Origin of the sequence: Streptomyces sp. NBRC 110028 (assembly GCF_001417735.1) — a bacterium.
In the GTDB taxonomy this organism is placed as follows: Bacteria; Actinomycetota; Actinomycetes; order Streptomycetales; family Streptomycetaceae; genus Streptomyces.
Map to the genome: position 1 here is coordinate 24329 of NZ_BBUZ01000036.1, position 12054 is coordinate 36382.

At 71.5% G+C, this 12054-nt stretch carries 9 protein-coding genes; 4 read left to right on the forward strand and 5 right to left on the reverse strand.

Annotated features, from left to right (window positions below; all coding sequences use genetic code 11):
* The first annotated feature begins 4 nt into the window (after positions 1-4).
* Positions 5-1153 (forward strand): ROK family protein, encoded by a 1149-nt coding sequence (locus tag ASC60_RS28435; protein ID WP_234357183.1) that lies wholly within the window; start codon positions 5-7, stop codon positions 1151-1153.
* Positions 1154-1166: 13 nt separating this feature from the next.
* On the opposite strand, the gene ASC60_RS28440 is transcribed toward ASC60_RS28435, so the two are convergent.
* The gene (locus tag ASC60_RS28440; RefSeq protein WP_055555899.1) at positions 1167-1754 is read right to left on the reverse strand and encodes a hypothetical protein; all 588 of its coding nucleotides are present in this window, start codon (positions 1752-1754) and stop codon (positions 1167-1169) included.
* Between the two features lie 200 nt (positions 1755-1954).
* Between ASC60_RS28440 and ASC60_RS28445 the strand changes: the two genes are divergently transcribed.
* Entirely contained in the window at positions 1955-3466 is a 1512-nt protein-coding gene (locus ASC60_RS28445) for an alpha/beta hydrolase (RefSeq protein ID WP_055555900.1), read from the forward strand.
* Positions 3467-3509: 43 nt separating this feature from the next.
* On the opposite strand, the gene argS is transcribed toward ASC60_RS28445, so the two are convergent.
* Complete coding sequence (gene argS, locus ASC60_RS28450) at positions 3510-5297, reverse strand: arginine--tRNA ligase (protein ID WP_055555901.1); 1788 nt, start codon at positions 5295-5297, stop codon at positions 3510-3512.
* Positions 5298-5464: 167 nt separating this feature from the next.
* Here argS and lysS point away from each other — a divergent pair, with 167 nt between their 5' ends.
* Positions 5465-7216, forward strand: a complete 1752-nt coding sequence (lysS, locus tag ASC60_RS28455) for a lysine--tRNA ligase (protein ID WP_055556155.1) — start codon at positions 5465-5467, stop codon at positions 7214-7216.
* A 67-nt stretch (positions 7217-7283) separates the two neighbouring features.
* Here lysS and ASC60_RS28460 read toward each other — a convergent pair whose 3' ends face one another.
* The 3 genes from ASC60_RS28460 to ASC60_RS28470 form a co-directional block, all read right to left on the reverse strand.
* Positions 7284-8705, reverse strand: coding sequence for a DUF2637 domain-containing protein (locus ASC60_RS28460; protein ID WP_055555902.1), 1422 nt, complete (start codon positions 8703-8705; stop codon positions 7284-7286).
* Between the two features lie 117 nt (positions 8706-8822).
* On the reverse strand, positions 8823-9614 hold the full coding sequence (locus ASC60_RS28465; protein WP_055555903.1) for a hypothetical protein: 792 nt from the start codon (positions 9612-9614) through the stop codon (positions 8823-8825).
* A 122-nt stretch (positions 9615-9736) separates the two neighbouring features.
* Positions 9737-10678: a hypothetical protein gene (locus ASC60_RS28470; protein WP_055555905.1), complete on the reverse strand. Its 942-nt coding sequence runs from the start codon at positions 10676-10678 to the stop codon at positions 9737-9739.
* Positions 10679-10838: 160 nt separating this feature from the next.
* Between ASC60_RS28470 and ASC60_RS28475 the strand changes: the two genes are divergently transcribed.
* Positions 10839-12032 carry an RtcB family protein gene (locus ASC60_RS28475; protein ID WP_055555907.1) on the forward strand — a complete coding sequence of 398 codons (1194 nt, stop codon included), beginning with the start codon at positions 10839-10841 and terminating at the stop codon, positions 12030-12032.
* The last annotated feature ends 22 nt before the right edge of the window (positions 12033-12054 follow it).

The window sequence follows — 12054 nt, forward strand, 5'->3', positions numbered from 1 at the left end:
GGCGGTGCTGGCGCTCATCCGTGGCGGCCGGGCCACCACCCGGGCCCAGCTCATGGCCGCGACCGGACTGTCCCGGTCCACCATGGCCTCCCGGCTGGAGGCGCTGAGCGAGGCCGGTTATCTGGAGGTGTCCGGCGCGGCGGACTCCACGGGCGGCCGCCCCGCGGGCTCCTTCCGGCTGCGCCGCGACGCCGGGGTGCTGCTCGTCGCCGACATCGGCGGCAGCCATGTGCACACCGCGCTCGCCGACATGGCGTGCGAGGTCCTGGTCTCGCACCGCCGCGACCTCAGCGTGGCCGAAGGCCCGGAGACGGTGCTGGGGCAGGTCGCCGCCGACTTCCGGCGGCTGTTGAAGGAGGCGGGCGAGCCCGCCGACCGGGTGCGCGGCATCGGCATCGGGGTGCCAGGGCCGGTGGAGGCCGGTACCGGACGCGTCGTCAGCCCGCCCATCATGACCGGCTGGGACGGCTACACCGTGCCGGACTTCTTCCGCGGCGCCTACGCCTGCCCGGTCCTCGCCGACAAGGACACCAACCTGATGGCCCTCGGCGAACACCGCGCCAACTGGCCGGACCGCCGCCATCTGCTCTTCGTCAAGGCGGGCACCGGCATCGGCTCCGGCCTGATCCTCGGCGGCGCGCTCCACCACGGCTCGCAGGGTGCCGCGGGCGACATCGGCCACATCCCCGCGCCGGGCCTCGACGAGACCTCGCCGGACGCGCCGGTGTGCCGCTGCGGCAACTCCGGCTGTCTGGAGGCCCTGGCGGGCGGCTGGGCCCTGGTCCGCGACCTCACCGCCGCCGGGCACGACGTCGCCACCACCGACGACGTCGTGGCGCTCGTCCGCTCCGGCAACGGCGACGCCGTACGGCTGCTGCGGCAGGCGGGCCGACTGCTCGGCCAGGGCGTGGCCGACGCGGTCAGCCTGCTCAACCCGTCCATCCTGGTCGTCGGCGGCGGGCTCGCCCACGCCCAGGAACATCTGATCGCGGGCATCCGCGAGGTGACCTACCGGCGGTCCCTGCCGCTGGCCACGCGCGATCTGCGCGTCGTGCTGTCCCCGCTGGGGACCCGCGCGGGCGTCACGGGCGCGGCACACATGGTCGCCGACGCCCTCTTCGACCCCGCGACGGTCGACGCCCGGCTGCGTTGACTTCCGGTCCGGCTCAGCGGGCGGCGGTCCAGGAGTGGGCCACGTCCAGGATCACCTTGCCGTCCGACTGGAGGACCCGGAACGGCAGCCGCGCCCGCACCCCCAGGCCGACCTGGGTGTCGCCCTCGAAGCTGGCGGCGTAGCGGGTGTCCCGGAAGGTCCGGTAGCCGGTGACGTCCACGCCCGGCAGCTGCTGCCGTGCCGTGCCCGGGTACGTGCTCCGGCCCGCCTCGTAGTCGTAGCTGGGCGCGCCCACCCGGATGTCGAGGATCGCCCCGCCGTTCACCGGGATCGGGTCCCCGGAGCCGTCCTGGTGCAGCGCGTCGACGTACCGCACGTCGAAGCGCACCCGGTCGGTGGCGGTGGCGCCCTTCACGTCGAAGACCATGCGGTCGAAGCACTCGTGCCGGCCGGTCCTGATGTCCTCCAGCGGCTTATGGTTGCCGGAGGGTGCCGTCTTCTCGCCGCTGCCCCAGCCGGTCGCGCAGGCCGCGGCCGTGTGCGCACCGGTGGCCTGCGCCGCCTCCGCCGTTCCGGCCGTCACCGCCAGTCCGGCGCCTGCCAGCACGAGCGCCGCGAGCGAGGTTCCCGACCGTCGCATGTCCTACCCCCACGTGTTTCGATTGACGGATGATGCATGAGGTTTGACGGTCCGTGGGGGCCGGAGGTTGTCCCCAATCGGGGAATCTGTCGCAAACGGGACGGTCGGGTCTGTCACGCCCTACGGGTGGGGGTATCCGCAGCGCCCACCGGCCGGGTGACCGGATGGGCACGCGCGTCCGGTTCGGACAGGCTCGCCGCATGCCACTGATGACCGGCAAGACCGCCGCGCTGGCCCTCGCCATCGCCGCCACCGCCTCCGTCCTGGCCACCGTGTCCTCCGCCGACGCGAGCGAGGGCGAGGCCGCCACGCCGCCCCTCGCCTGGGGGACGTGCGAGGGCGCGGACCACGACGCCCGCCAGGAGTGCGCCGCGCTCTCCGTGCCGCTGAACTACCACGACCCGGACGGGAAGCGGATCACGCTCGCCGTCTCCCGCGTCCGCAGTGAGCGGCCCGCCGCCCGCCGCGGCACGCTGCTGCTGATCCCCGGCGGCCCCGGGGGGTCCGGCCTGAACCGGCCCACCACCTACGGCAAGCGGCTTCCGCGGTCGGTGCGGGACGCCTACGACCTCGTCAGCTTCGATCCGCGCGGATTGGGCGGGTCCACACACGCGGGCTGCGGTCTGGCGGAAGAGGACCTGTCCCTGGTCCGCGCCCGCCCCTGGCCCGCGGCCGACGGGGACATCACGGAGAACGTCGCCACCGCCCGCCGCATCGCCGACGCCTGCGCCCGCAACGGCGGCGACCTGCTGCCCACCCTCTCCACCGTCAACGAGGCGCGCGACATCGACAGCATCCGCCGGGCGCTCGGCGAGCGGAAACTGTCGGCCTGGGGCACCTCGTACGGGACGTACGTGGGTTCCGTGTACGCGCAGCTGTACCCGGAGCACACCGACCGCTGGGTGCTGGACAGCAACGACGACCCGGACCCGACGCGGGTGGAGCGCGGCTGGCAGGCCAACTGGGCGGTCGGCGCCGAGGACACCTTCCCCGCCTTCGCGCGGTGGGCCTCCGCGCCCGGCGGCCCCGGCCGTCTCGCCGACACCCCCGCCGGAGTGCGCCGCCGGGTTCTCGATCTGGCCGCCCGGCTGGACACCGAGCCGCTGGAGTGGAAGGGCGCCAACCCGCCCGAGCTGAACGGCAATGTGCTCCGCCAGAGCGTCCTGGCCGCCCTGTACTCCCGGAGCCAGTACGAGGGACTGGCCCGGCTCATCAAGGACGCGGACGACGGCAAGGTGCCCGGCGCGGTGCCGCCGGATCTGACGCAGGACTCCACGGCCGTATCGTTCGGCATCCTCTGCAACGACGTGGAGTGGCCGAGGTCGGTCTCGGCCTACGCCCGCGATGTCGCCGCCGGCCGCGCCTCCCACCCGCTGACCGCGGGCATGCCGGTGAACATCGGACCGTGCGCCTTCTGGCCGTATGAGCCCCGGGACAAGCCGGTCCGCATCACCGACCGGGGCCCGTCCAACGTCCTGCTCGTCCAGAACCGCCACGACCCTGCCACCCCGTACAGCGGGGCGCTCAATCTGCGCCGCGCCTTCGGCGACCGGGCGCGGATGGTCAGCGTCGACGCCACGGGCCACGGCGCGGCCTATGTCCCGGCCCCGTACGCGAGCCCCTGTGCGGACCGCGCGGTGACGGACTACCTGGTGCGCGGCGAACGGCCGGTGCGCGACGTGTCCTGCCCGGGGCCGGAGGAAGCGCCGTAAGCGGAACCGCCGCGCACGGGCGTACGGAGGCGGGCGGGGGCGCTCAGAGGCGCTCGGGGGTGCGGATGCCCAGCAGGGACATGCCCTGCCGCAGGGTGCGGGCGGTCAGGTCGCACAGGAAGAGCCGGTTCTCGACCTCGGCCGGGCCGCCCTTCGCCTTCAGGACCGGGCACTGGTCGTAGAAGGTGGTGAAGAGCGAGGCCAGCTGGTAGAGATACGCGGCCAGCTTGTGCGGCTCGTACGACGCGGACACCTCGGCCAGCGTCTCCGCGAACTGATCCGCGTGCAGCCCGAGGGCGCGCTCGGCGGGGGCGAGGGGCAGCTCCGGATGCGGGACCGGGGCCTGCGTCTCGTCGGCGCGCCGCAGGATGGACTGGATGCGGGCGTACGCGTACTGGAGGTAGACGGAGGTGTCGCCGTTGAGCGAGACCATCTGGTCGAGGTCGAACTTGTAGTCGCGGGAGGCGGAGGTGGACAGGTCGGCGTACTTCACGGCGCCGATGCCCACCTGGCCGCCGCGCTCCAGGATCTCCTGCTCGGTCAGGCCGAGCTTCTCGCTCTTCTCCCGGACCACGGCCGCGGCCCGCTCGGTCGCCTCGTCGAGCAGGTCCTCCAGCCGGACCGTCTCACCCTCACGGGTCTTGAACGGCTTGCCGTCCTTGCCGAGGACCGTGCCGAAGGCGAGCTGGACGGCGTGCGTCTTCTCGTTCAGCCAGCCGATCCGGCGGGCGGTCTCGAAGACCATCTTGAAGTGCAGCGACTGCCGGGCGTCCACCACGTACAGCAGGGTGTCGGCCTGGAGGTTCTGCACCCGGTCGCGGATCGCGGACAGGTCGGTGGCGGCGTAGCCGAAGCCGCCGTCGGACTTCTGGACGATCAGCGGAACCGGGTTTCCGTCCGGGCCCTTGACGTCGTCGAAGAAGACGCACAGCGCACCCTCGGAGCGGACCGCGACGCCGGACTCCTCCAGCAGGCGGCAGGTCTCGGCCAGCATGTCGTTGTACCCGGACTCGCCGACCACGTCGGGGTCGTGGATCTCGATGTCGAGCTTGTCGAAGACCGAGTAGAAGTAGATCTTCGACTCGTCCACGAACTTCCGCCACAGGGCGATCGTCTCCTCGTCCCCGGCCTGCAGGTCCACCACCCGCCGCCGGGACCGCTCCTTGAACTCGGAGTCGGAGTCGAAGAGGCCGCGCGCCGCCTTGTAGAGCCGGTTCAGATTGGACATCGCCTCTTCGCCGGAGGCGGCGTCCCGGTGGTCCAGCTCGTGGGGGTGCTCGATCAGGTACTGGATGAGCATGCCGAACTGGGTGCCCCAGTCGCCGATGTGATGGCGCCGGACCACCTTCTCGCCGGTGAACTCCAGGATCCTGACCACCGCGTCGCCGATCACCGCCGAGCGCAGATGGCCGACGTGCATCTCCTTCGCCACGTTCGGCTGGGCGTAGTCGATCACGGTCGTGCCCGCGTCCGCCGCCAACGGGACGCCGAGCCGGTCGTCGGCGGCGCGCGCGGCGAGGGTCGCGGTGATGGCGGAGTCCGCGACGGTGATGTTGAGGAAGCCGGGTCCGGAGACCTTGATGTCGGCGATCACCGGGTCGGGGTCGGCGGAGGACGGGGCGACCGGAAGGCGCTCCACGACCTTGGCTGCCAGCTCGCGCGGATTGCCCTTGAGCTGCTTCGCCAGCGCCAGCAGCCCGTTGGCCTGGAAGTCGGCCCGGTCGCTTCGTCGCAGCAGCGGGTCCGCGGAAGCGGCCTCCGGCAGGGCAGCCGTGAGGGCGTTCGCGATGCGCTGGTGGACCGAAGCGGCAAGGGAGGGGACCGAGGCCATGGGTGAGGTGCCGTTCCTATAGAGGGCTGGGTTACCAATCTGGCCACCCCAGTATTTCATGGGCCGTCCAACCCTTTTCCCGGGCTGTGGACAACTCGGCCGTGGACTCCGGCAGCCTGTGGGCAACCCCGAAGGCGCCTTCTCCGTCTGGGACAATGGTCGGTGCCATGACCGCAAGGAAGGAAGTGCCGACCGTGGCTCAGAGCACCGAGACCGACTGGGTCTCCCGTTTCGCGGACGAGGTCATTGCCGAGGCGGAGCGACGCGCGCCGGGCAAACCGATCGTCTGCGCCTCGGGCCTCAGCCCGTCCGGCCCGATCCACCTCGGCAATCTGCGCGAGGTCATGACGCCGCACCTGGTCGCCGACGAGATCCGGCGCCGTGGATACGACTGCGTCCACATCCTGTCCTGGGACGACTACGACCGGTATCGGAAGGTCCCGGCCGGGATCGACCCGTCCTGGTCCGAGCACATCGGCAAGCCGCTGACGTCCGTCCCGGCCCCGCCCGGCTCGGCGTACGCGAACTGGGCCGAGCACTTCAAGGCGCCGATGATCGAGGCGCTGCGCGCGATGGGCATCGAGTTCCACGGCATCAGCCAGACCGAGAAGTACACCTCGGGCGCCTACCGCGAGCAGATCCTGCACGCGATGCGCCACCGCGAGCAGATCGACGCCGTGCTCGACCGGTACCGCACGAAGGACAAGCCGGCCCCGAAGAAGCAGCAGCAGAAGCAGCAGAAGCCGGTCGACGAGGCCGAGCTGGAGGCCGCCGAGGGCTCGGGCGCGGCCGCCGAGGACGACGGCAGCGCGGGCGCCGCCGGGTACTACCCGTACAAGCCGTACTGCTCGGTCTGCGAGCGCGATCTGACGACCGTGACCTCGTACGACGACGAGACCACCGAGCTGGCCTACACCTGCGCCTGCGGCCACGGCGAGACCGTCCTGCTCAGCGAGCACGACCGCGGCAAGCTGGTCTGGAAGGTCGACTGGCCGATGCGCTGGGCGTACGAGGGCGTCGTCTTCGAGCCCTCCGGCGTCGACCACTCCTCGCCGGGCTCGTCCTATGTGGTCGGCGGGCAGATCGTGCGCGAGGTCTTCGGCGGCGACCAGCCGATCGGCCCGATGTACGCGTTCGTCGGCATCAGCGGCATGGCCAAGATGTCCTCCTCCAAGGGCGGCGTGCCGACCCCGGCCGACGCGCTGGAGATCATGGAGGCGCCGCTGCTGCGCTGGCTGTACGCGCGCCGCAGGCCGAACCAGTCCTTCAAGATCGCCTTCGATCAGGAGATCCAGCGCACCTACGACGAGTGGGACGCCCTGGAGCGCAAGATCAACGACGGTTCGGCGCAGCCCGCGGACGCCGCCGCGTACAGCCGCGCGACCGGCACCGCCACCGGTGAGCTGCCCCGCACCCCGCGCCCGCTGCCGTACCGGATGCTCGCCTCCGTGGTGGACATCACCACCGGGCACGACGAGCAGACGCTGCGCATCCTCAGCGAGCTGGACCCGGCCAACCCGGTGAAGTCCCTGGACGAGACGCGGCCGCGGCTCGACCGGGCCGAGCGCTGGATCACCACCCAGGTCCCGGCCGAGCAGCGCACCCGGGTCCGGGAGGAGCCGGACACCGAGCTGCTGGCCTCGCTCGGCGAGACCGAGCGCGCGTCGCTGCGGCTGCTGCTCGACGGGCTGGACGAGCACTGGTCGCTCGACGGGCTGACGACGCTGGTGTACGGCGTGCCGAAGCTCCAGGCCGGGCTGTCGGCGGACGCCAAGCCGACGCCGGAGCTGAAGGTCGCGCAGCGGGCGTTCTTCGCGCTGCTCTACCAGCTGCTGGTCGGGCGGGACACCGGGCCGCGGCTGCCCACCCTGCTGCTCGCGGTGGGGGCGGACCGGGTGCGCAAGCTGCTCGCGGCCTGAGCCGGGAGATCCCCGAGCCGGGCGGGCCGGACGCCCGCCCGGCCTCCTCGTCGAGGGAGCGAAGGGCCTACGGGATGTGCTCCGCCTGCATCTCCGTGCGGTAGCGGTCCTTGTAGTCGTTCACGTAGCCGGAAAGCTCGGCGTTGCTGAGGTCGGCGACGCCGTACGTCTCCCGCAGCCGCTGCCCGAACTGGTATGCGGAGGGGAAGCGCCCGTTGTCGGCGAGGTACTGGCGGTAGGTCGCGTAGAACACGTCGTCGCGCGGCACGTCGTCCGGCATCGCCGCCGCGGCGGGCGCCTCCGGCTGCCCGTGCTCGACGTACGGCTGCTCCTGGCCGCGCTGCTCCTGGCCGCGCTGCTCCTGGCCGCGCTGCTCCGGGACGCGCTGCTCCGGGACGTACGCGCCCTGCGCGGTCCCCACGCCCTGCCCGCCGAGCTGGCGGACCCGGCCGGGCCCGACCGGGACGGTGACCTGCGGCTGACCGGGCTGCTGTTCCTGCTGCGCCGGATGGTGGGTGGCGGCGGGGTCGAACGGGACGGCGCCCCGGCCGTCGTGGTCCTGCGCCGTCGGCTGCTGGTAGACGGGCAGCGGCAGCGACAGGGGCAGCTCCTGCGGCTGCTGTGGCTGTGCTTGTTGCTGTGGCTGCTGCTGCCCGGGACCGGCGGCGAAGCCGGTGCCGTCGGGCGCGCCGTAGCCGCCCTGCGGCATCCCCGGGTACGCCATGTCCGGCGTCCGCCCGGCCCCGCCCCCCGGGGCGCCCGGCGTGCCCGAGGGCAGCGCGGCCGGGGAGAAGGCGCTCGCTTCCAGCCCGGCCGCCTGGAGGCCCGCCGGGGCGGTGTCGGACAGCGGCACCCCGTAGCGCGCCAGCCGCAGCGGCATCAGCGCCTCCACCGGGGCCTTGCGGCGCCACTGCCGCCCGTAGCGGGCCTGCAGCCGGGTCTGGTAGACCAGCCGGTCCTGTTCCAGCTGGATGACCTCCTCGTAGCTGCGCAGCTCCCACAGCTTCATCCGGCGCCACAGCCGGAAGGTGGGGAGCGGCGCCAGCAGCCAGCGGACGAGGCGGACCGACTCCATGTGCCGGTCGGCGGTGATGTCGGCGATCCGGCCGATCGCGTGCCGGGCGGCCTCGACGGAGACCACGAAGAGCACCGGGATGACGGCGTGCATGCCGACGCCGATCGGGTCCGGCCAGGCGGCGGCGCCGTTGAAGGCGATGGTGGCCGCGGTCAGCATCCACGCCGTCTGGCGCAGCAGGGGGAAGGGGATGCGGATCCAGGTCAGCAGCAGATCCAGGGCCAGCAGCACGCAGATGCCGGCGTCGATCCCGATGGGGAAGACGTTGGAGAAGGCGCCGAAGCCCTTCTTCTCGGCGAGGTCGCGGACCGCGGAGTAGGACCCCGCGAAACCGATCGCGGCGATCACCACCGCCCCGGCGACGACCACGCCGACGAGTATTCGATGCGTTCGTGTCAGTTGCATCGCGGCCACCCGCGATCCCTCCCCGTCCTTGGCGATAAGCCTTGGCTTGCAGCGCGCCCCAGGGTCGCATACACGTCAAGCGCCCCGGACGGGAAGGGTGCGGCGAGGACGGCTGGGCCCGCCGCCCTAGGAGTCCTTCGAGTCCTTCGAGCCCTTCGACTCCTTGGAGTCCTTGGACGGCTCGGCGGACTTGGAGCCGCCGGAAGCCGGGGACTCCTGGCCGCCGCCGGCGCCCTTGGTGCCCTTCTCGACGGAGTCGACGACCTCCTTGGCCGCGGACTTGGCGTCCTCCATCAGCTTGGTGGCGTCCGGCGTCTTCTCGGTCTCGTAGCCGGCGCCGTCGTACTCGATGGTGATCACGACGTTGGCGGTCCGGGCGACGACCGTCTGGTTCCGGAAGTCGTCGCCGTCCTTCTTCTCCTCGGTACGGACGGTGGTCGCCGCGTCACCGACGGCCGCCTGCTCGGTCTTGGGGTTCTTCACCCCGTCCGCGGAGGAGGCCTTGCTCGCCTGCTGGGTGGCGTACTCCTGGGCGCGCTTGTCACCGGCGCCGAGACCCGCGTCGGAGGGGAAGAGCTTCAGGGAGAGGGACAGCGAGCGGTACTTGAAGCCGTCGAGGCCGCTCCACAGGCAGGTGGCGGAGGTGTTGGTGTCGGACGAGGGGAGGGCCTTGCCCTTCTTGGTCTTCGCCTTGGGCACCAGCTTGTCGATGGTCTTGCCCGACAGGGCCGAGCACACATCGGGGAGCTTGCTGAACTTTGCCGCCGCGACGGACGGCGAGGCACTGGGCGAGGAGGGTCTCGACGGGCCCTCCGTGTCCTTTTTGTCCTCGGAGCCGGAGGAGCAGCCGGCGACGAGCATGATCGGTACGGTCGCGCAGGCGAGTATTCGGGCGAGTCGCGGGGCTGAACGGTGCATGGTTCCTTCGCTCAATCTCTGTCGATGGGCGGTGGTACCGCCCGCGTCATTACCGGCACGGTACGCGGCCGATCGCGGGCGGCCCAATCCCCGAGGTCTCCCGCCGAGGGTGGCCCGGTCCGCTATTCGGTGAGACGCCCGGTGAGCTCCTGGGCCAAGTCTTCGGCGTTCGCCTGGAGTTCTTCGCTTTCGGGAATGTCCTTTTTGTTGGTCGACCACTCGTCGTACTCAATGGTGGCGATCACATTCGAGGAGCGGAAGACGACCGTGATGTCGCGGTGGATTCCGGAGTCCTTGGTGATCAGCTGGTCGTCGAGGAACGCGTCGTCGGCGAGGTCGTCGAGGCGGCGCGGGGCAATGGCGTCCGGGGTCTCCGACGCGCTCCCGTCGCTTGAGCTGCTCTCATCGTCGCCCGCGCCCGGGCTGCTCGTGTGGCCCTTGTCGCCGGTGTTGCCCTTCTCACTTCCGGCGCCGCTCCTGCCGCCGTCCGGGCTCGCGCCGCCCTTGCCGCCCTTGCCGCTCGACGCGCTCGTCCCGGCGTCGGGGGAGGAGGAGGCGGACGCGTCGTCGTCGGAGGACGCGCCCGCGGAGGGCGAGGCCGGGGTGCCCGGAATGTCCGCGGCGGCCGCCTTCTTCTCGTACAGCTCCAGCGCCCGGTCGTCATCGCTCACGGACGGGTCGTACGAGACGACCCGCTCGAAGTCCAGCGTCAGATAGCGGGTGCCGCCCGGCGTCGCGAGCTTCCAGCGGCAGCCGTCGCGCCGGTCTATGTCGTACGTCACGGTCGCCTGGCCGTCGTACGCCTTGTCGTCCTGGGTGCCGCCGGGCAGCAGCTTGCGCAGGGTCTTGGCGCTCACGGCGCCGCACGCCTCGGGGAGGGAGTTGTAGCGGCCGGGCTCGGCCGAGACCGACGTACCGGAGTCGTCGGAGGCGCTGTCGTCGCCCCCGGGCTTGGAGCCGGAGCCGGTGCATCCGCTGAGTCCCGCGGCGGCGAGCACGGCGATGAGCAGGGCGGCGGCCGGGGTGGCGCGCCGTCCGCGGGCCGTTCGCTGCGCTGGCTGCACTATCCGTGTCCCTTCGAGCGAAAACTGCTTGCCGTCCGTAGGCGATGGCTGAAGACAATGTGTACCGCACGGTCCGCCGCATCTGCCGGTCGGCCGTCGCGAATGGGGCCGTGGGCCCGGTATTTGCGTTTTCAGTTTTTCGCGGGGGAATGAGTAAAACATGTCGTATGTAGAGGTACCCGGGGCGAAAGTCCCGATCCGGATGTGGGCGGACCCCGCGACGGTCGAGGGCGTGGCCATGCAGCAGCTGCGGAACGTGGCCACGCTGCCGTGGATCAAGGGCCTGGCCGTGATGCCGGACGTGCACTACGGAAAGGGCGCCACCGTCGGTTCGGTGATCGCGATGCAGGGGGCCGTGTGCCCGGCCGCGGTCGGCGTGGACATCGGCTGCGGGATGTCGGCGGTCAAGTCGTCGCTCACCGCGGACGATCTGCCGGGCGATCTGTCGCGGCTGCGGTCCAGGATCGAGCAGACGATTCCGGTGGGCCGGGGGATGCACGACGACCCGGTCGACCCGGGGCGGCTGCACGGGTTCGGGACCGCCGGGTGGGACGACTTCTGGGGACGGTTCGGGGGAGTGGCCGAGGCGGTCAAGTTCCGTCAGGAGCGGGCCACGAAGCAGATGGGGTCGCTCGGATCGGGCAACCACTTCATCGAGTTCTGTCTCGATGACGAGGGTTCGGTCTGGCTGATGCTGCACTCCGGTTCCCGGAACATCGGCAAGGAACTGGCCGAATACCACATCGGCCAGGCCCGCGGACTGCCGCACAACCAGGATCTGGTCGACCGTGACCTGGCCGTCTTCATCGCCGACACCCCGCAGATGGCCGCCTACCGGCACGATCTGTTCTGGGCGCAGGAGTACGCCAAGTACAACCGCGCGATCATGATGGCGCTCTTCCAGGACGTCGTGCGCAAGGAGTTCGCGAAGGCCCGGCCGGTCTTCGATCCGGTCATCTCCTGTCACCACAACTACGTGGCCGAGGAGCGGTACGAGGACATGGACCTGCTGGTGACCCGCAAGGGCGCCATCCGCGCGGGCAGCGGGGACCACGGGATCATCCCCGGTTCCATGGGCACCGGTTCGTACATCGTCCGCGGTCTGGGCAACGAGGCGTCGTTCAACTCGGCCTCGCACGGCGCCGGCCGGAAGATGAGCCGGAACGCGGCGAAGAAGCGTTTCTCGACGCGGGACCTGGAGGAGCAGACGCGGGGCGTGGAGTGCCGTAAGGACTCCGGCGTCGTGGACGAGATCCCGGGGGCGTACAAGCCCATCGAGAAGGTCATCGACCAGCAGCGGGACCTCGTCGAGGTGGTGGCCCGGCTCAAGCAGGTCGTCTGCGTCAAGGGGTGATACGAGCGGGGCCGTGGCCGTG